Genomic DNA, 24,740 nt, shown 5'->3' with positions numbered 1-24,740 from the left:
TTCGTTGAATGATGATATTATTATATCACAAAAAAGAGAAGGAGATCAATATGTTTCAATTACTGTTAGTAATTATCTATATTGCATTTATTAGTCTTGGATTGCCCGATTCCTTATTGGGTTCGGCATGGCCATCCATGTATATGGAATTTGGGGTGCCGATTTCATACATAGGCGTCATTTCTATGATTATTGCAATCGGAACCGTTGTTTCAAGTTTACAGAGTGATAAACTTACCCGTAAATTTGGAACCGGAAAGATAACGACCATCAGCATTACTATGACGGCAGTTGCTTTATTTGGCTTTTCCAGTTCACACTCATTTGGTTTGCTTTGTTTCTGGGCAGTTCCTTACGGACTTGGAGCAGGTAGTGTTGATGCATCCTTGAATAATTATGTAGCACTTCACTATGCAAGCAGACATATGAGTTGGCTTCATTGTATGTGGGGAATCGGCGCAACTCTTGGGCCTTATATGATGGGATATGCCTTGAAGCATGGTCAGAATTGGAATGCAGGTTATCAGTATATTTCCTTTTTACAGATTGCTTTTGCAGTAGTTTTGTTTTTTAGCCTGCCGTTATGGAAGAACCAAAAAGGGACGGCAGAAGAGAATGATATTTTAGCGGGAAAAGCATTGCCTTTGAAAGAGGTAATTCAGATTTCTGGAGCAAAAGAAGTAATGCTTTGTTTCTTTTGCTACTGTGCTTTGGAACAGACGACCGGCTTATGGGCAAGCAGTTATCTTACCCTGATCAAAGGATTTTCAATTGAGACAGCGGCTGGTTTTGCAAGTATGTTTTTTATTGGTATTACCATTGGGAGGGTATTAAGTGGATTTATAAGTATGAAATTAAGCGATTTACAAATGATTCGTCTGGGGCAGGGAATCATTGCGGCTGGTATTATTATGATGTTACTGCCGTTAAATGAAGTAATATCTTTGGTCGGCTTGTTTTTCTTTGGTTTTGGATGTGCGCCAATCTACCCATGTATTATTCACTCCACTCCGTCCCGTTTTGGTGCGGATAAGTCACAGGCAATCATCGGGGTTCAGATGGCAAGTGCATATGTGGGAACCTGTGTGATGCCGCCGCTATTCGGCTTAATTGCAAAGCATATAAATATTGTTTTGCTGCCGGTATATTTGCTAATCATTCTTTTATTAATGGTGATGATGCATGAATTGCTGGTAAAAAAAACTGCTTGAAGGGATGAAGAAAATGTTTGCTGATTATCATGTTCACACAGAATTTAGCGATGATTCTGTTTATGAAATGGAAGAGGTTGTAAAAGATGCAATACAAATAAAAATGGAAGAAATATGTTTTACGGATCATGTAGATTATGGAGTTAAGCTGGACTGGAATGATAAGAAAGAAATTCAATATCGCGATGGTATGCCTATGGCAAATGTGTATTATCCAGAATATTTTGAGACGATTAAGGAATTACAATATTTATATGGTGACTTGATTGCTATAAAAAAGGGAATGGAGTTTGGAGTACAGGTGCATACAATTTCTCAATATGAAAAGCTCTTTGTGAAATATCCATTTGATTTTATTATTCTATCTGTGCATCAAATAGATAACTTGGAATTATGGACACAGGATTTTCAGAAAGGAAAGAGCCAGAAAGAATATAACGAAAAATATTATCAAGAGCTGCTGGAAATTGTAAAACAATATAAAAATTATAGTGTTTTGGGACATTTAGATATTATTATAAGATATGATAAAAATGGCACATATCCGTTTGAAAAGATTTCAGACATAGTTAATGAAATTTTAAAAATTGTCATTCGTGATGGAAAAGGAATAGAAGTAAATACGTCATCCTACAGATATGGACTTACGGATATGACACCATCCAAAGATATACTTACTTTATATAAAAAATTAGGCGGTGAGATTATCACGATTGGAAGCGACAGTCATAAAAAAGGACAGCTAGGTGCACATATTGAAAATACCAAGAAAGTATTATTCGATATGGGATTTCGATATCATTGTACATACGAGAATATGAGGCCGCATTTTCATAAGTTGATATAATAGAAAATTGTCCGGATAACTTAGTTTATCTTCACTATAAAAGGAGACACAGTATGCGATCAGAAAAAGAAATGATGGATTTAATCATAGCAGTTGCCAACAATGATGTCCGCATTCGTGCGGCCTACTTAGAAGGTTCACGTGCAAATCCAAATGTACCAAAAGATATCTTTCAAGATTATGATATTGTATATGTTGTTACAGAAACAAGGTCATTCAGAGAGGACAAAGCCTGGATTGATCGATTTGGTGAGCGCTTGTATATGCAATATCCAGAGGAAAATATCTACTACACTTCTGATGTTGAAAATTGCTATGGTTGGCTAATTCAATTCACTGATGGAAATAGATTGGATTTACATGTAAAGACATTAGAAAATGTACTTAATAGTCTAGAATTGTATAAAACACTAGTTGACAAGGACAATATCATGCCTCAAAAACAAGTATTGTCCGATGAAGAATATTGGGTGAAAAAGCCGGTGCCAAATCAATTCTATTGTACATGTAATGAATTTTGGTGGTGTTTAAATAATGTGGCGAAGGGATTATGGAGGAATGAGATTCCATATGCAATGGATATGATAAATTTTCAAATAAGGCCAATGCTTAGGCGGCTGCTGGAATGGAAAATTGGGATTGATAATGATTTTTCAGTCAGCGCAGGGAAATCCGCAAAATACATGGACAAGTATTTGCCGAAAGGGATTTATGAACAATACTTAGAATCTTATTCGAAAGCACAAATAAACGCTATATGGGATGCTGTTTTTCTCATGTGCGATTTGTTTCAGAAAATTTCTTTGGAGGTAAGTGAGAAATTAAATTTCCCCTACGATTTGACAGAAGCAAGAAATAGCAAGAGCTACCTTGAGCGCGTTAAAAGCTTACCGTCCAACGCAACAGAAATATACTAGATTTGCCTATTGCGATGAAGAGGAAGCGCTTTGCCTTAAGGAATACGAATATAAGCGCAAGCAAAATAATACACCCTAAGATATGTTTATACAAATTGATATTCCACTGACATTGGTACATCAATTTGAACTTATGAAAAACGCCGGTTTTAAAACGGTTGAAGTTTTGTATCAAAATTGTGGAACAGTAATTATTAGAGCAGAAAAATAGCAACTAATGAAATGATGTAGGGGGTGATAATGATTGAAGTTCAATGGTTACTATGTCCTATATGTGGCAATAAAACAAGACTGAAAATTAGGAAAGATACAATCCTCGAAAACTTCCCCCTATACTGTCCCAAATGTAAACAAGAATCTCTAATCAATGTGCTACAACTCAATATGTCAGTTATCAAAGAGCCAGACGCAAAGACGCAGAGCCGATAATCAATGAGTACATATCTCTTGATTATCGGCTCTTTTCATATAACAATTTTCTGTTATACGATTGCTGACAAATTTAACAGACATACAAAGCCGTCATTTTCCGTTAAAAATCGGAAAGAGTATACCTGTAATTCTTCTTATTCTGGCGGCTTTGGGATAAGGAGGTTTTTATGTACCCCAAAGCATTTTTTTCTCTGAGAGAAACGCCGCCATATTGTGACGGTTTAATATAGCAGAAAAATTTCATTTACATAGTTTAAAAGTATTATATCAACTTGTGGGCGGCTATTGCGCCCATTTTTTATTCGACACCTTTCGCGCTAATTTGCGTAAAGGTGTTTTTTTGTATCCTTTTTTCACTGACAACGTATGGAACAAGCCTTGTCACTTCGGGCCAACTTGGCCCGAAGTCCGACCTCGCTGTCGTTCCCCTCCCGCTCCATTTCGATTCACTATTCCCTAAAAAATCGAAATGGAGGAACGCCTTATGGCAAAAATCAATCTGCGGGATTATTACCCGTTTTATAATTCAGACTTTTTTGTTGAGATATCAGATGAAATCAAGGACGCTTTGCTGGAAGCAGAACGTTTGGAGAAAAACTACATTCGCCGCCGCTTCTATAACAAAGCCCACTATTCGCTGGACGCTGACGACGGGATCGAAAAGGATATTCTTTTTGAATCCCTTTCCGGATTGCTCCCTCAATTATTAACATTTTCTAACGAATACTAACTAATTCATAGTTTTTTTTATAAATTCATTTGGACTCATATAATCTAAGCTACCATGAATTCTTTCATCATTATAAAACTTTATGTAGTCATTAATTAGCATATAGCCATTGGTAAAATCTCTAATTTCATTCCAAGTTATACATTCCTTTTCAAGTAAGGCGTGAAAGGATTCTATATGAGCATTATAGTTAGGTGAGTTTGTTGGTATAAGCTCATGATATATGTTATTAGTTTTACAGAAATGTTCAAATTTTACAGAGGTAAATTGCGGACCATTATCACTTCTTAGAACTATATTTCTAGTAACATTATTTTCTTTTAATGCCCTTTGTATAGCTACTAAAGCGTCATTTGTAGTTGCAGTTTTAGTTATTTCCTTACCTACTAGTTTTCTAGTGTAGACATCTATAATGTCTGTTAACACTATAAACTGCCCATTAATTGATCTTACATATTTTATATCTATTTGCCATAGTTGATTCATTCCCGTTATTTCTCTTGCTACGGCTAAATGGCCTTGCTTTGTATGTTTAACATATGGTAGAAGTAAACCTAGTTTTTTAGACAATCTATACACTTTCTTAGCATTGATTTTTAATCCATGCTTCTTACGAAGAATTTTAGTGATTTTCTTATATCCATAGAAAGGATATTTTTCACATGCTTCATGTAAGAGTGTTTCAATAATTGAATCATCTACTATGCAATTATTTATACCATATGAATACCCAGGTATGGGTCTTCCGACTTTAGCCGTAGGCGTACTTTCATTTCTTTCAGCCTTTTTTCTAGGGTAACAAGAAGTTCTTGATATTTGGAGCAATTTACATGCTCTAGCTAACTTAAGCCCTTTTTCACTATATTCTTTTGCTAATGATATTTTATCAGCTATTTCAGGTATTTCTTTTTTTTTAATAAATCCTGTAACATATCAAGTTCCAACTCTTTTTTACCTAAAAGCTCTTTAAGCTTTCTATTTTCATCAGCTAAGGCTTTTTCCTTAGCGGTAGCTTTATAATTTTCTGGTTCAGTAGCATTTATTACAGCAAGCTGTCTTTTAAATGTACTAAGTGTAGATGATGATATTCCATGTTTCTTACAAACCTGTGCATTAGTTAAACCACTATTTAATTCTTCTATCATTCCTATCTTTTCTTCTAAAGTGTATTTTCTTCTACTCATATCTTCTAACCTCCATGTGATACTCTTATTTTATCATGGTCGTTAGATACTGTCGAATACTGTTATGGGGTTAGAGAGTTTCCCCTTGCGAGATTTACGAGCGTAAAATTACTTCCGAACAACTGCACTCCGCAATCGCTTACTTGCCGGACAAGCAAGGAAAACGAATTTATGCCCATTACATACTCGGTATGAGTAAATCCGATATTGCACGGGCAGAGGGTATAAATGAAAAAGCCGTCAGAGTTGCTATTGAGAAAGGGTTGAAAAGCATGGAGAAATTTTTGAAAAAGTCTTAATTTCCAGTTCCGAATTTGCTTTTCAAATCACATGGCTATTAGAAGGAGTTTTTTCTCCATCTGCCGTTCTTTGACAACTGAATACAGATAACCCGGATACGTTCAATCAAAAGGGAGCCAAGCCACAGGGTACGCCAAAACCGCCCGTTGAAAGGGGGAAAAACCAAACGGAGCGTGAGCGATTCCTACCAACTGTGACAGAGCAGATATGGCAATCTACCCGGCGATAATCTTTTGATTGGTACAATGATACTTACGGTTTGAACGCGTCACAGTATTGACCGTCGCGCCATCAGCATGGGGCGGGGTGAAATTCCCATGAGGGCGGTTGCCGCCGCCTGTCCGGGTTATCCTCTTATTTACCATATAGGAGGCCGCGCCGGGCATTTCTGTCTAATGACAGCCCATTCTTTCCCGGCGCGGCACTCCCCCTATTCTGGCATAGGAGAATCGAAATGGAAAAAGATATGAATTTATCGGAAATACTGCCTGAACCGTGGAGCAACAATGCTTGTCGCGGCTATGTCATTTGGGCAATGGAAAGCTGTGGTTTTAGCTCTGATGATATTCGGCGCGTGGTTATGGAACTGAACGAAAGATTTGACTTCAAATCCATTCACGAAGCAGACGGGCATTACCGGAACAGTCCCTATTGACTTCGGGCCAACTCGGCCCGAAGTATGAGGAAAGATTAACAGCCATCACTTTTGCTTATAAAGTGGTGACTGTTTATGTTTCCTCATAGGACAGCAGGAAACATAAAGTACATTTTTCATTTGAGAAGGAGGCACAAAGCGATGGTAAATCTGGAACAGATCATCACAATGCAAGATGTGGATATTGCCACAGTGGATAAATCACAGTTGACAGATGTTAGCGGAATCGACTTTGATAACAGCCTGCCTCAAAGGGAACGTGCGGCACATATTTTGAAGCAGGTAAAAAACCCTTACTGCTTCCGTCATGGAGATACTGCGGTAAAGGTAGAGTTCCCGGAGGACGGCCCCCCCTTGCAGGATGTAATTACAAACTTTCTTATACGGCAGAAAAGCGGCCTGTAATCGGTCATGTCACTTCGGGCCAACTTGGCCCGAAGTCGGTAATATCAGCTATCTAACAGTATTTTTAAGCCCTCGACAACATTGTTCGCATTATGCTGAAATGGTATAATGTAAGTGTAATGTGATAGGAAGGAGGAAGCATGGCACGAACCAAAAACAGGGAAACAAATACTGCTGTTTCTCAATTTTCGTATAATCCTACACGGTGGAATCTTGCAAAATATATCCGGTTATCCAAAGAGGACTTGAATCGTGGCAAGGACGACAGCAACAGTGTCACCAATCAAAAAAAGTTGCTTGATGATTATTACAGACAGCACCTTGATGAATTTGAAAGCGCCGAAACCTATGTTGATGACGGTTGCACAGGTACAGACACGAACCGGGCAGATTTTCAAAGACTGCTGGCCGACATTTACGCGAAAAAGGTAAACTGCGTGATTGTCAAAGACCTTTCCCGTCTTTCCCGTAACTATACGGACGCCGGGAGCCTGATTGAAAATTTGTTTGTTCAGATGAATGTACGCTTTATCAGCTTGGCAGAGGGCGTAGACAGTTATTTGAACCCTGACAGCGTATCAAGTATTCTTGTTCCTATAACGAACGTAATGAACGACCAGTATTGTTACCAAACTTCAAAGAAAATCCGTCAGGTGTTTGACTACAAGAAACGTAATGGCGAATTTATTGGCTCCTATGCCCCCTATGGCTACATCAAAGACCCCAATGATAAACACGCTTTGTTGGTAGACCATGAAGCCGCCGAAGTGGTAAAGAAGATTTTTTCCATGTGTCTAAGCGGTATGACCGTCAGGGCTATTGTGAATCATCTGAACGACCACGGTGTTATGTGTCCTTCCGTTTACAAGCAAAGTCAGGGATTAAAGTACAAATGCCCCAACGGACAGACACAGCCCATGTGGAGTACCATTACTATCAGCAATATGCTGAAAAATCCCGTCTATGTTGGAGATATGGCACAGGGGCGAAACCGTGTGAAAAGCTACAAGATACACAAAATCGAAGCTGTACCTGAAAAAGACTGGATTGTTGTCCCGAATACCCATGAACCGATTATTGACCGCGAAGCCTTTGAAAAGGTTAAGCAACTGCTAAAGCGTGACACCCGCACTTCTCCAAAACAGAAACAGCTTTATCTGTTTAGCGGCTTTCTCCGCTGTGCGGATTGTGGCCGGGCAATGTCGCGGATAGCAAGCAAGGAATTGTACGTTTACTACCAATGCGGAACATATAAGAGCCTTTCTAAAAAAGCCTGCACTATGCACTCTATTAAAAGCACAAGGCTTGAAGCGGCTGTACTCTATGCAATCCGGCAACAGGTACATCTTGCAGTCAGCTATTCCGCCATTGTATCAAAAATTAACTTGGCTCCGCTCAAAAAAAGCCAGTCGATACGGCTGAATGAACTGATTACCGCAAAAGAAAAAGAGCTTACCAAAATCATGCGGTACAAGCAAGCACTTTATCAGGACTGGAAAGACGGTCATATCACACATAATGATTACCGCCACATGAGTGAAGATTATGAACAGCAAAATGAAGCCATTGGCACAGTGATTGCCAATCTGAAAAAAGAGCGGGACGAACTGGAAAATGGCATTGACACCGAAAATCCTTTTTTAGCAACTTTCCGAAAACACGAGAACATCGACAAGCTGACAAGAGAAATCTTAATCGAACTGGTTGACCATATCAAAGTATACGAGGGCGGCGACATAAGCATACGGTTTAAGTTTGCCGACGAGCTGCGCCGCATTATCCAGTATATCGAAGTCAACTCGCATTTACAGGTAGGATAAGACACCTACACACGAACAGAGCTTGTTGGTTTTCCTAATATATAACACTCATAATAACCTCTACACCAAAAATGTCTGTTTCCATACCTATATTTTAAATTTGCAAATTTCTCAAATATCATTAAACTACTTTTTCCTTTTAAAAACCCTACAAATCCTGATACACTCATTTTTGGTGGTATTGATACAAGCATATGTATATGATCTTTACATGCATTGACTTCTATTATTTCTACTCCCTTCCATTCACATAACGTTCTCAATATTTTTCCTATTTCTTTTCTCCATATATTTCTTTCCTTCTATATTTAGGCGCAAATACTATATGATATTTACATCTCCACTTAGTATGTGCTAAACTATTATTGTCCATTTTGGGCAATACCTCCTTTGATTTTAGATTGGCTGACGAAACCAATTCTATTTTATCAAAGTGAGGTATTTTTTTTCAACGCTTAAGCTTTTCTGAACACACCTGCATAGCAGGTGGTTTTATTTATAGACAAAAATGAAAAAAGCATAAAAAATTTATGCTTTTTTATAATTTATTCAATGTTTTAATCTATTTCCTTACAGTGAATATGATTATTAGGATTATTAGGTGTTTTTTGTATTTAAAAATCTAGGGTTTTCATAAAAATATTAATTAGAATTTTTATTCTTATTTTTAAAGTTAACAATAGCTATAACTACCGCAAATATTATTATACCTATATAAAAAACTCCATACAAAATTAACAAATTATCATATAAAGTATTAATTACTACAATCTTGTTTTTAAAGTAATTAGTAAGGAGTAATAGAGCGGTAATAATTATTATTAATATATTTAAAATTAGAATATAAATTTTATTGTTTCTCATAATTAACAATTATTGTTTCTTTTAAAAGAAACTCCAGTTACGTAATTATAACTTGCATCAAGTCCATTGCAATTAGAACAATACCATAAATAAGATGAACCTAGTCCCATAACTCCAGCAGCAACTGTTGTAGCTATTGCTTCCGGAACATGACCTGTTAGGCCTAATACCCCTGCAACTGCAGCACCACATTGGCGAGCAGAAAAATAGAAATCATATTCATACCATCTTTTAGTAATTACAGAACGTGTTTTAACTAGATTATCATTATGTTCCATAAGTTTAGTAATATCATTAAGTTTTATATCATAGTTACCAGTTGATGTTTTAACAATGGATACCTCATTGTTCTTTATCATTTCATTCATTTCAGTGTATAGAGAATTTAGTGTTTTAACTTCTTTATTTGTAAACCCTTCATTAAAAGCTTTATTTTTGTGGAAAATTATATTTAAATCAGTAATAGTAATAGTTCTACTAACTTTTTCAGTAGATTCTTTAAAATTATTAATATTTATAGTTTGTATCATATCAATATCTGTCATTTGTGCCATATCAATGTCTTTTGTTATCGGTTCAGCAGCATATACATGGGCAACATTGCCTCCTATTAACATAACTGTAGAAAATGCTAATGTGAACGCAATATTTTTAAATAAAACTTTCTTTTTCATAAAATCACCCTTTTTTTTTGAGAATTTCTAAAATATTCTATTATGATAAAACAATATTAGTAACTATTCAGCCATCCTAAATAATTACTATCTTTAGCAAACTTGTTAATACGATTGTATCACAATATATCCCATTATTGTATTTAAAATATTTAATATTACAAATATTTACTATGTTTTATAAAATAAAAAGCACCCATAAAATTACATTTTTAAACATAAAATCATAGGTACTTTTTTTGCTATTTTATTATAAAACGTATGTCAAACCGTTGATATATCTATTTTATATCTTATTCTCACTCAATTAAGCTATCCATAAATTAAACGTATTAGTTTAGTAAAAGCGTCTTTTTAGTGTGGTTTTTCTTCATATTATCCCTATTATTTTTGTTTCTCTGATTTTTTGTTATCAAAATGTTATCAGCGAATAGTTTTAAGTATGTCTAGGAAAGTCAGAACAAAAATGCTGAATGTTTGCCTTGACCACCTCACTGACCACCTTGTAAATGCCGTAAAAATCGGCTTTGGTGCATATCCCGACCACCTAAGCTGCGATAAACCGCAAATCTGACCACCTAAAGGAACTCTCGAAAACGTCGGCACTGCCGATGTTTGTGGCTGCGAGGGGTTGCTTGCCGACCACCTCGCTTTAATCCCGCACAGGGGCGAACACGGGGCAACGGGTTGCTGATTGCTACCTTTCACGTACTGATATTTGTATTCTATCCGTAACACCATACAAATCCATTAACTGCTTTGCATATACGCGAGCTCTATTAGAACTTATAACGCCTTCAGAAAAATAGCCCGTTTCTCCAATTGGTTTAGCTTCAAGAAGCAACGTACTTACTTGAGTTATAATCTGACTTACAGACAGTAAAAAGGGGATACTATCCAAGGTTTAAATTACCAATAAAAAAAGGGTTAAAAAAATATAGCTACCGCCTTAAAATATAAGTTATAAACAACAATAACTTAATAAAAAGGAGATAGCTATGACCAATTCACAAGAATATATTACAGCAGAATTAGAAAAAATACTATATGAAATATTACCCATAACAAGTAAACGGTTAAAGAATCTAGTAAATATAATCATAGGAATAATACTTTCTGAATCTGTAATAATATCGAAGATATCAGAGAAATTGAATGATTCTTATACTGATGCAACTGAAGCTAGTAAAATAAAAAAAATAGAGAGGTTTTTCACTTCAAAACCAATAAATCCAGATTATTTATATAGCTTTTTTATAGAAGAAATATTAAAAAAATATGTAAAGAGAAGTGCTAATAAGAAGATTGTCATAATGTTTGACCATACAACGATTGATGATAGATTTTTAATACTTAAATTTTCACTTAAAGTAGGTAAAAGAGCTATACCCTTGTGGTACAAAATATTTGAATATGATGAAAAATATAATAAAAATTTTAAACATGTAAAAGAAGGCATAGCGGAGCTTTATAAAATTTTCTCTTCCTATAATTATGATGTTATTCTATTAGGAGATAGGGGTTTCAAAAGTGTAGACTTATTTCAATTTATACAGGAGCTTGGATGGAAATACTGCATAAGATGCACAAAAGATTTACTTGTAGAGATACAAGGTAAAGGGAAGATTAAATATCTAGAGGACATAAAACCCTTAAAAAATGGAGTGAAAAAATTCAAATCTGTATTATTAACAGCTAAGAAATATAAGTGTAATTTAGCAGTTTGTAAGGATATTGATTCTAATGATACTTGGTATTTAGCAACTAATATGGATAGTAAAAAAGCAGTTAGAGAATATAAGAAAAGATTTGTTATAGAAGAAATGTTTAGAGATTTGAAATCAGCGGGTTTCAATATGGAAGATACTTGGACTGAAGATTTAACTTACTTTGAAAACTTATATTTATGCTTAAGTATAGCATATACTTGGATGATAATATTGGGAGCTGATTGCTCTAAAAATAAAAAAAGTAAAATAATAGGTGCAACTAAAAAAATTAAAAATAAAGTTGTTAGGATTTATAGCTTATTTAGAAGTGGATTAAAATGGTTTAATAGATGCTATACTTCTGATAGAAATAAGTACAAGCTTAAATTTGATTTTGTACTATATGACATATAATTTGGGGTAAAATTTAAAAAAATATTGAGTTATTATAGGATATTTATACATTTATTAATTTCCAATATTTTTATATTCAACAAATTTGAAGACTTTGAGTATATTTTTTTATATTATTCCATTTCAAATATAATGAAGTTCAAGTTAATTTATGAATAAAATCATGAATTTATCATATTACTGTCTGTAAGTCAGGAGTTATAATAGGATCTTTTTCAGGGTAATTGTTTTTAGAAGTCGCTTTATGTATTTTATTATCCCTAACAATTTTTTTAAACAACTCACAGTCTATTTCGTAAGCTATTTTACAAATTTCTGCAATGAAATCCTTCCATGTGGAAACCTCTATGTTCCTGCTTTCATAAATAACATATTCTAATACTGTTCCAGACATAGGAGTGGTTATATCCGAAATAGGATATATACCTGCTTCAAATTCGCTAGTAGTATTCTTCGTTTGATATTTACGAGTTCTTGCTAAAGGAGACGTTATTGCTTTGCAAGCTCTTTTAGCAAGTCTGTTATTTCTTTTTGTTATTTCATTTTCTTTCCATGCTATATTATCTACTATTTCAGAAGTAATTATAAATTGCACATCTTTTAAATTGGATTGCTTAATATCCCATGATTTGTTTGAGATTTTAGAGTTATAGCTTTGAGAAATAGGTGCCAAATTTCCAATACAATTAAGATATTTTTCATGAATTCTTTCTGCATTTTCTTGTCCACCTAAATTTTCTATCCACCAATCATTAAGCGTTTGTGGCATAATATGTTCTATTGTTACTTGCTCTAATGGAATAGGTATGTTGCTTCTTTCGCTCTCCTCTATCTTTAAAAGAACAACTTTTGCGTAATTAGTATTTACGGAATTAGTTAGTGCCTCTATAAATTCATCGTCAGTTGGAAACCTTCCTGAAGGAGCATTGCTGTTGGATAATTCAAAAAGTATTGACTGATAATTATTTTCTAGAATTCCAGAATTTAGACCTTCAAGTAATTGTTGCACAACAGAGCGTAGAGCACCACCTCCACCAGAAGGTGATACAATTCTATATCTTAACATAAAATCTGAAAGTAATGTTAGTATCTTTATTAATTCTTGTTTATTGCTTTCATAATGAGTATCAAATAAATACAAATATAATGGGTATACATCATCTGATTTCACATAGTTTAAAACTTTTATTAATTTATTAATTTTATCACTGGGACAATTTTCAAACTTCAACCACTCATAGTATTTTGAATATTTGTACATATCCCTTAGAATATCTATATGTAACGCTCCGGTGCTATTAAAGTGATCTTTGAACATCTTATATATATTTGAATCTGGCACATCTTCGAATATGTTCAAAATTAAATAGTCACGTGAAAACCTTGATATATTTTGGTTTTTTATTCTTTTTTCAATTTTTACCCAATAATCTTCGTATAATCTTTCTTGTTCAAAGGAGTTATTAGCTAACAGTAAAAAATTTCTAATCAAATCTGCGGCTGTTAATCTTTTTCCAGTTGAATTTATTTTTTCAAAGACTGTTTGTATTGCTCCCAAATCATTTTCAATTTGAAGATTTACATCTACGACTTCAAGTTTAGGAATAGTTTCATAGATTTCTTTAGCATTTACATCACAGTTAGATATTAACTTTTTAAAATAATTATAATTTTTAGTAACGTTATTATCATCATTTTCTATTGGTGTATCGTCAATAATTGACATAAAACTTCTTGAGTCATATGATGTTTGTTTTAATCTGATTCTAAATCGATTATCTCCTGTATCATTAATTAAATATCTCTTATTAACACTATCATATAAATTTTCATCTTTTATACTATCTCTCAATGCACATAAAAGCAGAAGAACAGTAGTAACACGTTGTTGACCATCAACAAGTATAAATTCATTATAAGATGCTCCATTGTTTTTACCAACATAATATACAATATTACCTAAGTAATGACTTTTTTTATTTTTATGAGATGCAATTATATCATTAAAAAGTTCTTCACATTGTTCATATGTCCATTCATAATTTCTCTGAAAAGGAGGAATTATAAATACTTTATCTAGCCCTCCTATAAAATTTAGTACATTTGTTTCTGTAGCTCGCATATTTAAATACTCCTCTCAGCATTCATCATTTTAATTAATAAATACTTATATTATAAATTATATCACCATAATTTTACAAAAACAACACATGTATTTCACTTGCGACGATGCGACGATATTTACACCCCACACACAGCTATAAAAATACTGTCATATCGACGCAAAAGGGTACTGTAAATCACAGCACCCTTTGAATTTAACTTGTGACTCCCCATTTTAGAGAGTCATGTTTTTATCTTTTCCAAGATAATTATTCCAAGGCAACATATATATTAATTAAATAATTCTCCCTTAAAGCCTTTTGCATTAATGAATTAAAGTTATTAATCTAATAATTTTCCTTCTAAGTAAGAGTACTTTAAATACTCTGGATTACTATAATACACAGATGAATTGAAATCTGAAATTTCATCACTTATAAATGAATTAAATACTTTGAATAGAGCATCCACTAAATTATCTTGTTCTGAAATTATACTTACTATTAATCTCTGATATACTTTTCCTATTGCTTGAACACTTGGAACATTGTATTTACATAATTTAACGGTATCAAAATCACCTTCGGGTATATTAAAATACTCTATTATTTCATCTGAAACTTGATCAAATGATAAGCAATGATTAACTTCTGCAATATCTAATTGTCTAGTTAATTCTTCCTTACCTAATATTTCAACAACTTTTGCCCTTCTATTTTTACTTTTTCTACCTATAAATTCTATAAGACAACATACATAAAGCAAATCATTCTTTTGAACATCATTCATTAATAATCTCACCTCTTTCAAACTTCAGACAATCAAGAGCTTTTAAAGTATGAAAACTTATCTGATGAGTAGGATGTTTAAACTTTGCTAGTTCCCAAAATGCCCCTCTTGAAATATCTCCTGCTAAAAAATCATTTACAAAATTCCATATTGTATCATCTGCCATAGGTCCTTCAACAATATCGTAATCATGTACAAAGCCACTTCTACATTTTGCAATAAAGTCTAACCATTCATCATTCATTTCTTCAAATTTTAATATTTTTAAAGAATTATTTTCTACATAAGTATAATAATTAATTATAGGATTCTTCCTATTTCTTCTTGCCCATTTTTTTGCTTGTTCAAAATTATTTGTACAATAAAATCCCCATGAAAAATCCTTAGTATACTTACTTTTTCTAATTTCGGGGAATTCAACCATTTCACCTGAAGCATGATATAACATAAGGTAATCTCCTTTCTACCGATAATAATATAACATTTTATCTTCCTAATTAAGCAAAGTTAAAACAATTCTCCTTTAAATGCTCTCTGCATTAATGAATTAAAGTTATTTTCTAATTCTTTTAAACTCTTCTCCATTTCAAATTTCAATTTAACTGACACTCTAAATCTCTGATTTAGTCAGTGGAAGTTACTCCTAGGAACGAATGTGAGTAGCGAGTTTCCTTAAAATAATTCACCCTTAAAAGCTCTTTGCATCAAAGAATTAAAATTATCCTCTAATTCTTTTAAACTACTCTCCATTTTTAACTTCAGATTATCGACCTTATTAACGAAGTCTGCAAATTGGTTTTGGAGTTCTATTGGTGGAGTTGGCATTCTAAATCCTTTTAATTGCTCCTTATTTACCTTTGGAATATTAGTTCTTCCACTAAACGCAAGTATATAATTTAAAAAAAATTCACTTCTTAGTACGTATCCAAAATAGTTTCTTTCTGTGATTCCATCTATACACAAAACAGGATAAGCATCAGCAGAACATACACCTTTAAACTGTGGAAGCGCTACTTTATTTAGATTCGGTCTTATTTTGCTATAAATAATATGTCTTTCATCAAATAAATACTTACCACTTTTTAAATTACTATATTTAACAAGTTGGTACTCTAAAATATTACCTGTATTTTTTTCTATACTGTCTATTCCAATATGAGGATAATCAGAATACTTATCAAAATCCTTTGTCATATTTGTATCTATTGTTGCAAAATCATCAAACGCAAGTATATTCCATTCTTTTGAATTTCTTTTTAAATCCCCAAACATCTCGATAAATCTCGATTTGACTAATTCGTCTAGTAACTTAATAGCTTCTTTTCTATTATCTAAAGCCTTTTCAGCACGTTCTAAAATCTCAACTATTTTCTTTTGAACTTTTATTGGTGGTAAAACTATATCAAACTCAGTAATATTGCCCATTTTGATATAATTTGTTGCTGATCCATACTGTTTATTATCATTATATCTTTTCCAGTACATTTTCATGTAATAATATAAATATTTTAATTCACCTGAGAACTTAGTTATTACATAAGTTCTCTGATACGCCTCAAACTTTCCATTATAATATAATACTAACCCCACATTAGCACCATTACCAGGCAAAATAATAGCTTCATCATCAAAACTATATGAATTAATTTTTATTGGTTCAGCAGCACATGTAAAAAATGGGTATAACCCGTCTATATCTTCATTATTTGCATCAAGCTTACCAGTATTTATTTCAACCAAGTTTCTTAACTTATCAATTTTCCATCCTTCCTGTAACTTAACATTCTTCATCCTACTTCACCATTCCTTTTATCACAGCTATATCCTCTAAAATTGATTTTTCTAAAGCCTCAATCTTTTCTAATATAACCTCTGGCTTTTCGTATACCACTTCTTCATACTCTATTTGCTTATACTTATTTATAGAAAGGTCATAATCATTACCTACTATATCTTCTTTTTCTACCCAGAACCACTTATCTTCTTTAGTTGGCTCTATTGAGTTATCTTTCTTTATTGCTCTCCATTTTTCTATTATATCTGGAATATCTCCATCATTATCAAGTTTGTTTCTCTTATCATCTAGTGAAAATCCATCACTTTGCATGTCATAGAACCATACTTTATTTGTTTCTCCACCTTTTGTAAATAAAAGCACCGCTGTAGATACACCTGCATAAGGTTTGAATACTCCTGAAGGCATTGATATTACACCTTCTAAGGCATTTTCTTCTACTAATGTTTTTCTTATATCTTTGTGTGCCTTAGTTGAACCAAATAGAACTCCATCTGGTACTATAACGGCGCATCTTCCACCTAAATCTAGTATTCTATTTATAAGTTTCATAAATAATAATTCAGTTTTTGTTGTTTTTGCTCCTTTTACTAATGTAGAATTTATATCATTTTTATCTATACTTCCTTTAAAAGGTGGATTAGCAAGAACTAATGTGTATTTGTTTTCTTCTTCATAATTTTTAGATAGTGAATCCATTCTTCTCACATTTGGATTATCAATACTGTGAAGCATAAGATTCATGGAAGCTATTCTAACCATTGATGAGTCAAAATCAAATCCATAGAACATCTCAGTTCTAAAATGCTCCCATTCCTCATTACTCATCATATCACCAATTCTGTTATGAAAATTTCCTTCTTCATCTGTAAATACACTTTCTGGTCTTGTATATTTTTCTAAAATATATTCTAAAGAATTGATTATGAATCCAGCGGTACCACAAGCTGGGTCGCATATTTTATCCTCTGATGTTGGGTCCATAAGCTCTACCATCATTCTTATTATGTGTCTTGGTGTTCTAAACTGACCATTTACTCCTGATGTAGCAAGCTTTGATAAAAGGTACTCGTATAAGTCACCCTTTGTGTCTGCATCGTCCATGTTTATTTCATCAATAATTCTTACAGATTCTTGAAGTAATGAGGGTTTTGGTATCATAAATACTGCATCCTTCATTTCAGCTGTAAAACTAGAATTATCTCCCCCTAATTTTTTTATAGCTGGAAATACCTTCTGTGATACAACCTGAAACATTTTTTCAACATCTAAATGTTTAAATTGACTCCACTTCATTAATTCCCAATCAAAATCAGATTTAATTATTTCTTCATTTTTATCTTTTAATTTTTCACTTAATTCTACGAAAAGAGATTTAAACGGTTTTCCTATTCTATTAGCTCTCTTTTCATTAGCATTGTCTATATCATCTAATCTCTTTATAAATAATAAATATGATATCTGCTCTATTACAGTAAGAGGGTTAGATATTCCCCCTGACCAGAAGTTATTCCATAGTTTATCAATTTTACTCTTAATATCTGCACTTAACATTATTGTCATTCCTTCCTACATTTAAGATATAACGCTTGCTCTAAATGGTGCTATCAAATCAAAAACATCATCAGCCATTCTTCCAAATATACCATCTACTCCGTTTGGATTAAAAGATGTATATGGTGGTGCGAATAATGCTGCAAAGGATATGCCTTTATTTTTCGCAATGTCATTCTTAATTATTTCTAAAGTTTTGATTTGTGTTGCATTCATCTTACTGTGGTGCTTTTGAATAAATTCTTCAAATCTTTTATTTAACTCACTCTCATCTACTCCCACAAACTTTCTAATAATACCAACTATGTCCTCTTTATCTATATCCGTTTTACTTGAAAGCTCGTCTATACTATAAACAAAATCTTTACCAAATATTGAGTAAATACCATCAATTTCAGTTTCAGAAAGCTTTTCCCCTTTTCTAATTTTATGAATTACTAAATGGTCATTTAATTTCTCTTCAATGGCTGTCTTTACTCTCTTTTCATAGGGCTCCATATTAGCTCCATAAAGTACTGTTCCAGCACTAATCTCCTTTGTTACTACGCCAGTATCCTTTATATCCATTACCACAAAAATTCCTGCTGTGGCTCCTTGATGTTTCATTAAATCTCTTAGATCTACTCTTATTTTTTCTAGCTTTTCATAGCTAAGCTTCTCCCAACCGCATGGTTCCAATAAAGATTTTACAAGTTTTCTTTTTCCATCAAACTGATTTATATTTAATTTCAGTCTTGCTAGCTTTTCCATAGTGGCATTAATTTCTCTAATTAACGAATCCTTGTCCTCAGTTTCAAAGCTTTGAAGTATTCTATAAATTGAATTGTCAAATAAAATAGCATCTGAATTATCTTTAGCTTCAATCCATTGTATTAATGGAGCTATCTCTAACTTTAACTTTTTCATAAAGTCCTGGCTTAAAACTTTCCAATATTCTTCCTTTTTAACCTGATCTATTTTCTTTCTATTCTTCTTTATCTCTATACTCTGTGATGGTAGTTCTTCAATATTTGCTTTTAACTTTGTTACAAAATCACTACATATGCTCTCTTTATCCTTTGACTTATATATCTCTAAAAGCTTGCACATAAGCTCAAATCTAACCTGTATAGATGTTTTTTGAGGTTTTGGAACAAATCCCTTTGGATTCATTTCAAAGAATTCAAAATTCTTATAACAATCAAAAATAGCAAACTCAGTTTTATCTACTCCATCACCAAATAAATTATCACATCTTCTTGTGCCTCTTCCTATCATCTGCCAAAACTTAACCTTTGAATAAATAGGCTTTGCAAATACTAGATTTACAATTTCAGGTACATCTATACCCGTATCTAATAAATCTACAGAAATAGCTATTCTAGGAAATTCTTCATTTTTAAAATCTTCTATAAGTCTTTCCTTATCCTTAATACCCGAGTAAATAACCGCTGCCATTTTCCCCTTATATTGAGGATACATTTCATTAAATAATGAATCTAATAAATTAGCATGATTTTTATTTTTAGCAAATATAATTGTCTTTCCTAAGTGGTCACCTACTTTAATCCCATTAACCATTAGTGTTTTTAATATATATCTATTGGTATCCTTATTTGTTATTTTCTTTTCTAACTCCTTTTTATCAAATTCAATTTCATCTCCATCATAACCTTCTTCATCAACCTGCTGTCTTTGTTCTTCTGTCATTTGACTATACTTTATGCCTTTTCTTAAAAAGTCTGTAGTAGCATCAATTACTCTTGGCTCAATAAGATACGGTGGAATATGACTCCAAGCCTGATCTACAGAAAAATTAAATGTAGGATCTTCTGTATCACAATTGAATAAATCAAATGTATTTCTTTCTATAAAATCCACTGGTGTGGCTGTAAGCCCTATAATGTGTGAGTCAAAATACTCTAATATATCCCTGTAAGTTTTGTATATACTTCTATGGGATTCATCACAAATAATAAGATCAAAGAAACCTACGCTAAAATTACTATAATAATTAATCATAGTTTGGTATGTTGAAAAATATAGTGTAGCCTCTCTATTGTCTGAGTTTTTACCCGTAAACCTACAGGATATTTGCTCCGGCATAAAGGTTTTAAAACTATTTTTGTCTTCTTTAGCTTGTCTCACAAGTTCATCCCTATCAGCTAAAAACAATACTCTTTTAGCCCAATTTGCTTCCATCATTCCTTTAGTTAGCGCAATAACAGTTCTTGTTTTTCCTGTTCCAGTAGCCATTACTAAAAGAGCTTTTCTAAATCCATTAGAATATCTTTCATATACTCTTTTAATACCTTCTATTTGATAAGGTCTACCTGCAATACTTTTATCAATCTCTAACTTATTTAAATCTTTCTTATACTTATGTTTAAAAAATAGTTCCTCTAAATCTTCTAAAGTATAGAATCCCCAAATTTGTCTTGGCTGGCTATACTTATGATCCCACATAAATATTTCATAGCCATTGGTATAAAATACTATTGGTCTTACTTTATAATCTCTTTCTATAGTACTTGCATATTCAACTGCTTGTTGACGCCCTAAAATAGGGTCAACAGAAGATTTTTTAGCCTCTACTACTGCAATTGGTTTGCCTTTTTTATTAAACAGTACATAATCAGCAAATCCTTTTTTACCCTCTTCTTTATGATTTTCCAGTGGAAACTCTAACTTAACTAATTCCTTATTATTAATATCCCACCCTGCATCCTTTAGCATTATATCTATAAGTTTCTTTCTCGTTTTTGCTTCATTTAAATCTAATGTTTGTTCAACTTCTTTTTCTAATTTTTTATCTTCTTCAGTTACAACAGCTTTCTTTACTTTTTCTTTAACTTCATTTACTTCTTTAATATGCTCTTCCCTAACTTCTTCTTTTTCCTTAGCATACTCTTCAATATTATATACAGGCGCTTTAGCCTTAACTGCCTTTGGTATTTTATATGTTAATGGTTTTATTGAAGTATCCTTCGTTGTCTTAATATAGAACCATGCAGCTACTTTATACATAGAAACTAAACATTCTAAAGCATCCTTCTTATTTTCATATCCTTCATGATTAGCCTTATTTCCATAACGTCTTACTATATTAAATAGATCTGGAATAGCTCCATTTAATCTTGTATTTCTTAAAAGTTTAATCTTATCATCTTGAGTTGCAAATCTTGAAGTTTCAATTTTTAGAGCTGCCAATATATAATCTATTGTTTGCTCACCAAACATACGCATCTTTAACATGGACGCATTACTATCCGTATGTAAATATTTTTCTGCCTGAGTGCCTAACTTAGCTAATGTTGGCCACTTCTTTTTTAAAAAAGTAAAATTAGACATTATACCCCTCCCTATATAAATAGTAACATTGTACTTTTTGATTTACAATATCGTATTTATTTATAATATTGTTTCATGATATTACTAAAAATTTATATGTTCATTTGTTTTTTAGACATAATAAAAGAACCTACCTTCTTCTATTTTAGTAGATTCTTAGCTAATCATATTTATAAAACCATTAACTAACTTTAATAATTTTTCTATTACTATTCATATATTAGTGTTTTAAATTTATCCGATAGATACAAATACTCTTCTCCAGTTTCATCAACTATTCTACACCATACTTCTTCTATAGATACTAGGTTCAATATATTTACATTTATAAAAGTAGCTGAATCATTTTCACCTATATATTTTACTTTTACTATAAACACCCACTTTTTAGATTTTTATATTATATTCATTGTTTAATAAACAAGCCATCCTTTTATGGATGGCTACAATCCTAATCTAATTCAAGATTAGTCTCTACTGCTGTGACTAGACAACAAACATATAGTATATATTATGTACATTGTTCTAATTTTAATACAACTTTTTATATAACAAAGGAAGCCTATGGCTTCCTTAAACAAAACCTAATCTAACCTAAGATTAGTCTCTACCGCTGTGACTAGACAGCAAACATATTTAATTTATACTATAATCTTATCATAAATTTCATCTATGGACAAGCGTTTTAAAAAAGCACTTGTAAATTTACTTAAAATCAAATGTAAATAATAACCTTTTTTTTAATAAGTTCATATCTTGTGGCTCTATGTTTCCAATATGTTCTTGTATCCTAACCTTATCCACCATTCTAATATCTTCGCATTTGATGCATGAGTCATCATCTAAAAATCCATACTTCGATTTCCATAAAATTAAATGATTATCATATTTAGGTGCAATTTTCCCTTTCCCGTGAGTCTTTGTTTTAAATTTAGTTGATAAAGGTATTACAACCACTGTATCCCCTATATTAAGTTGGTTTCTACTAATAACTAAACATGGTCTTTTTTTATTTTTTTCACCACCCAAATTACCTACTCCTAATTCCACATTAAAAATTCCACCTCTACAAATAGTTTGATTAATTGAATTAATCTTATTATATGATTTTAACTCTATAAGCTCTACCTTTCTCGATAACCAACAAGCAGCATCTCTAATATTCTGCTCTTTACTCCAATTGCCCACATATTACCCCTCCAATTATTTTAATTTCTAATACATTATTCTACTACTTTTTATTATCTTTTTCTACTATTTTTCGTATAAAATAATGTAGTAGCTATAAATCTGATCTACGGACAGTAATTTACATAAATCATGTTTAGACTCAATAATAATCATTATAAGACTAATATTAACATTGTAAATTAAGAAAACACTATCTTTAATCAGAATCATAGCATCTATTGAACCATTTTATGCCACAACTAAATAAGCTATATATTCTAACCATTTTGTTCTTTAATTTCTTTGTAGCTCCTATGATTTTGCTTTTCTTATTCTTAGAGCAATCTGCCCCTAATATTATCATTCATGTATAGGCTATACTTAAGCATAAATATAGATTTTGAAAATACACAATATCTTCTGTCCATGTGCCTTCCATATCAAATCCATTTGATTTTAAATCCCGAAACATTTCTTCTATAATGAATCTTTTTTTATATTCTCTTTATCTTACTTGCCTCAGTTGCACTTGTGAAATCATCCTTTAATTTCTCAGATATATCTAAGATTACAACTGACTTTGATAAAATTATTCCTAGGATTATATAATATTGTCTTTCAACCTTTCTTTTACTGTAGTTTCTAACTTATTAGTAACTACTTTTTCTAATGTTTCTAAGTTTTTATTTGTAGTTTCTTCATTTTGTCCAATAAAATAATCTACCAAATCTGTTAGTAGACCTTTTTCTGTTGCTATTTTAAGAACTTTATTAGTTAACTCTTTTTTTAGTGCTTCTTTTTTCATGTTTTCCATTTCAAGTTTAAGTTTTGATAACTCTGTATCCTTAGGATCATCTTCTGGATAAAGTTCTTTTACTTTTTCATCAATTAATTTTTGTAAATTATTAGACTTCCAAGTTTCTAATCCTTTAGTTAGATGTTGGTCCTTTAAATTATCTATAAAAGATTTAAAATCCTTATCATCTTCAATATCTTTTATTAATTCTAATAAATCTTTTTTAACATTTCATTACCTCCATTTTGTCCCTTTAACCTATACATACTAAAGACACTCTTAATTTTTCATAAAATAAAAAGCCTTAGTTTCCTAAGACTTTTTAAATTTTATTTTTTTCTATTAATTCATCATCAATATATTGTACCAATATTTCATAATGTGATGCTTTATCATAATACCTTCTGGTTCTAAATAATATAAATGCCGCTAATATCATGCATCCAATAGCCGCATAAGTCAGAATTTTCATTATTTCATCAAACATCTCTTTTTTAAAATCATTAAGTTCTTTTCTTTTATTATTGATTTGTTTCACTTTTTTAGCTCCTTCATTTTTAAAAACATCTTCTTGTTTAATAATTTCCATTCCATGATTTAAAACATTATCTAACTTATTTAACGAATCATTAGTAAATTCCGTGGCAATAGGTATAGTAATACTTACTAAGCTGATGAAAATTGTTATTAATATACTAAAACTCTTGAAACTATCCCCCGAATTTTTGGATCTCTTTGCTTCCGTTATATATGTGTATTTAATATTAAGCAACTTATCACTATTCATTACTTTTAAATTATTTATATCCTCTTCAATGTCATATCGTTTAAATAAATTAATAACGTTATTTCTAAAACTACATATTAAATCTTCCTTTCCAAATATAATAATTAATAGCGCAACGACCGCTGCTCCTACCACACCACCTATAACTCCTATTTTCATTTTAAGTTCCTCCTAAAAGTAAAAATTTTATTACAAATTTCTACTTTCTATAACAACACAAGAAAAACCTCTATAATTACTTATAACATAATAAA

Annotated in this window: 25 protein-coding genes and 1 pseudogene; 10 read left to right on the top strand and 16 right to left on the bottom strand. The window is 32.0% G+C overall.

The window, feature by feature from the left end:
- Positions 1-50 precede the first annotated feature (50 nt).
- The 5 genes from C1715_RS15165 to C1715_RS15140 all read left to right on the top strand — a co-directional run bounded on the left by C1715_RS15165 (position 51) and on the right by C1715_RS15140 (position 4,137).
- Positions 51-1,211, top strand: coding sequence for an MFS transporter (locus C1715_RS15165; protein ID WP_102401267.1), 1,161 nt, complete (start codon positions 51-53; stop codon positions 1,209-1,211).
- Positions 1,212-1,224: 13 nt separating this feature from the next.
- Positions 1,225-2,058: a histidinol-phosphatase HisJ family protein gene (locus tag C1715_RS15160; RefSeq protein ID WP_009064810.1), complete on the top strand. Its 834-nt coding sequence runs from the start codon at positions 1,225-1,227 to the stop codon at positions 2,056-2,058.
- Between the two features lie 53 nt (positions 2,059-2,111).
- Positions 2,112-2,975, top strand: coding sequence for an aminoglycoside 6-adenylyltransferase (locus C1715_RS15155; RefSeq protein ID WP_011988845.1), 864 nt, complete (start codon positions 2,112-2,114; stop codon positions 2,973-2,975).
- 240 nt (positions 2,976-3,215) lie between these two features.
- The gene (locus C1715_RS15145) at positions 3,216-3,404 is read left to right on the top strand and encodes a cysteine-rich KTR domain-containing protein (protein WP_011988843.1); all 189 of its coding nucleotides are present in this window, start codon (positions 3,216-3,218) and stop codon (positions 3,402-3,404) included.
- A 487-nt stretch (positions 3,405-3,891) separates the two neighbouring features.
- Entirely contained in the window at positions 3,892-4,137 is a 246-nt protein-coding gene (locus C1715_RS15140; RefSeq protein ID WP_242971974.1) for a hypothetical protein, read from the top strand.
- Here C1715_RS15140 and C1715_RS15135 read toward each other — a convergent pair whose 3' ends face one another.
- Positions 4,138-5,019, bottom strand: coding sequence for an IS3 family transposase (locus C1715_RS15135; RefSeq protein WP_278320140.1), 882 nt, complete (start codon positions 5,017-5,019; stop codon positions 4,138-4,140).
- 8 nt (positions 5,020-5,027) lie between these two features.
- Positions 5,028-5,321 (bottom strand): transposase, encoded by a 294-nt coding sequence (locus C1715_RS15130; RefSeq protein ID WP_102401265.1) that lies wholly within the window; start codon positions 5,319-5,321, stop codon positions 5,028-5,030.
- A gap of 92 nt (positions 5,322-5,413) precedes the next feature.
- Between C1715_RS15130 and C1715_RS15125 the strand changes: the two genes are divergently transcribed.
- The 4 genes from C1715_RS15125 (at position 5,414) to C1715_RS15110 (ending at position 8,501) form a co-directional block, all read left to right on the top strand.
- Complete coding sequence (locus C1715_RS15125) at positions 5,414-5,620, top strand: RNA polymerase sigma factor (protein ID WP_479724090.1); 207 nt, start codon at positions 5,414-5,416, stop codon at positions 5,618-5,620.
- A 455-nt stretch (positions 5,621-6,075) separates the two neighbouring features.
- Positions 6,076-6,276, top strand: a complete 201-nt coding sequence (locus tag C1715_RS15120; RefSeq protein WP_011988842.1) for a hypothetical protein — start codon at positions 6,076-6,078, stop codon at positions 6,274-6,276.
- Between the two features lie 141 nt (positions 6,277-6,417).
- Positions 6,418-6,681 carry a DUF6870 family protein gene (locus C1715_RS15115; RefSeq protein ID WP_009064822.1) on the top strand — a complete coding sequence of 88 codons (264 nt, stop codon included), beginning with the start codon at positions 6,418-6,420 and terminating at the stop codon, positions 6,679-6,681.
- A 140-nt stretch (positions 6,682-6,821) separates the two neighbouring features.
- Positions 6,822-8,501: a recombinase family protein gene (locus C1715_RS15110; protein ID WP_102401264.1), complete on the top strand. Its 1,680-nt coding sequence runs from the start codon at positions 6,822-6,824 to the stop codon at positions 8,499-8,501.
- 50 nt (positions 8,502-8,551) lie between these two features.
- Here C1715_RS15110 and tnpA read toward each other — a convergent pair.
- From tnpA to C1715_RS19650, 3 genes and pseudogenes are all read right to left on the bottom strand, one after another.
- A pseudogene (tnpA, locus tag C1715_RS15105) lies at positions 8,552-8,874 on the bottom strand (IS200/IS605 family transposase); the annotation flags it as partial.
- A 493-nt stretch (positions 8,875-9,367) separates the two neighbouring features.
- Positions 9,368-10,039 carry a hypothetical protein gene (locus C1715_RS15095; RefSeq protein ID WP_102401262.1) on the bottom strand — a complete coding sequence of 224 codons (672 nt, stop codon included), beginning with the start codon at positions 10,037-10,039 and terminating at the stop codon, positions 9,368-9,370.
- Between the two features lie 697 nt (positions 10,040-10,736).
- The gene (locus C1715_RS19650; RefSeq protein ID WP_102401261.1) at positions 10,737-10,940 is read right to left on the bottom strand and encodes a hypothetical protein; all 204 of its coding nucleotides are present in this window, start codon (positions 10,938-10,940) and stop codon (positions 10,737-10,739) included.
- A gap of 97 nt (positions 10,941-11,037) precedes the next feature.
- Between C1715_RS19650 and C1715_RS15085 the strand changes: the two genes are divergently transcribed.
- Entirely contained in the window at positions 11,038-12,162 is a 1,125-nt protein-coding gene (locus C1715_RS15085; protein WP_102398659.1) for an IS4 family transposase, read from the top strand.
- A 172-nt stretch (positions 12,163-12,334) separates the two neighbouring features.
- Here C1715_RS15085 and C1715_RS15080 read toward each other — a convergent pair whose 3' ends face one another.
- The 11 genes from C1715_RS15080 to C1715_RS15035 form a co-directional block, all read right to left on the bottom strand.
- The gene (locus tag C1715_RS15080; protein WP_102401260.1) at positions 12,335-14,284 is read right to left on the bottom strand and encodes a DUF262 domain-containing protein; all 1,950 of its coding nucleotides are present in this window, start codon (positions 14,282-14,284) and stop codon (positions 12,335-12,337) included.
- Between the two features lie 323 nt (positions 14,285-14,607).
- Complete coding sequence (locus C1715_RS15075; protein ID WP_102401259.1) at positions 14,608-15,054, bottom strand: hypothetical protein; 447 nt, start codon at positions 15,052-15,054, stop codon at positions 14,608-14,610.
- Positions 15,047-15,502: a DUF3990 domain-containing protein gene (locus tag C1715_RS15070; protein ID WP_102401258.1), complete on the bottom strand. Its 456-nt coding sequence runs from the start codon at positions 15,500-15,502 to the stop codon at positions 15,047-15,049. The genes C1715_RS15075 and C1715_RS15070 overlap by 8 nt, the downstream gene beginning before the upstream one ends.
- 224 nt (positions 15,503-15,726) lie before the next feature.
- Complete coding sequence (locus C1715_RS15065; protein WP_102401257.1) at positions 15,727-16,845, bottom strand: restriction endonuclease subunit S; 1,119 nt, start codon at positions 16,843-16,845, stop codon at positions 15,727-15,729.
- A 1-nt stretch (position 16,846) separates the two neighbouring features.
- Entirely contained in the window at positions 16,847-18,403 is a 1,557-nt protein-coding gene (locus C1715_RS15060) for a class I SAM-dependent DNA methyltransferase (RefSeq protein WP_102401256.1), read from the bottom strand.
- Positions 18,404-18,424: 21 nt separating this feature from the next.
- Complete coding sequence (locus C1715_RS15055) at positions 18,425-21,733, bottom strand: type I restriction endonuclease subunit R (protein WP_102401255.1); 3,309 nt, start codon at positions 21,731-21,733, stop codon at positions 18,425-18,427.
- Positions 21,734-21,942: 209 nt separating this feature from the next.
- Positions 21,943-22,113, bottom strand: coding sequence for a hypothetical protein (locus C1715_RS19525; RefSeq protein ID WP_180964107.1), 171 nt, complete (start codon positions 22,111-22,113; stop codon positions 21,943-21,945).
- A gap of 325 nt (positions 22,114-22,438) precedes the next feature.
- Positions 22,439-22,921, bottom strand: coding sequence for a type II toxin-antitoxin system PemK/MazF family toxin (locus C1715_RS15050; protein ID WP_102401254.1), 483 nt, complete (start codon positions 22,919-22,921; stop codon positions 22,439-22,441).
- Between the two features lie 199 nt (positions 22,922-23,120).
- Positions 23,121-23,267 carry a hypothetical protein gene (locus tag C1715_RS19865; RefSeq protein ID WP_242971973.1) on the bottom strand — a complete coding sequence of 49 codons (147 nt, stop codon included), beginning with the start codon at positions 23,265-23,267 and terminating at the stop codon, positions 23,121-23,123.
- A 237-nt stretch (positions 23,268-23,504) separates the two neighbouring features.
- The gene (locus C1715_RS15040; RefSeq protein WP_242972012.1) at positions 23,505-23,864 is read right to left on the bottom strand and encodes a DUF4355 domain-containing protein; all 360 of its coding nucleotides are present in this window, start codon (positions 23,862-23,864) and stop codon (positions 23,505-23,507) included.
- Positions 23,865-24,021: 157 nt separating this feature from the next.
- Positions 24,022-24,645 carry a hypothetical protein gene (locus C1715_RS15035; protein ID WP_102401252.1) on the bottom strand — a complete coding sequence of 208 codons (624 nt, stop codon included), beginning with the start codon at positions 24,643-24,645 and terminating at the stop codon, positions 24,022-24,024.
- Positions 24,646-24,740: the final 95 nt, after the last annotated feature.

The sequence above is a fragment of the Haloimpatiens massiliensis genome, from assembly GCF_900184255.1.
Taxonomy (GTDB): domain Bacteria; phylum Bacillota; class Clostridia; order Clostridiales; family Clostridiaceae; genus Haloimpatiens; species Haloimpatiens massiliensis.
This window is presented reverse-complemented; position numbering and strand designations above follow the sequence as displayed.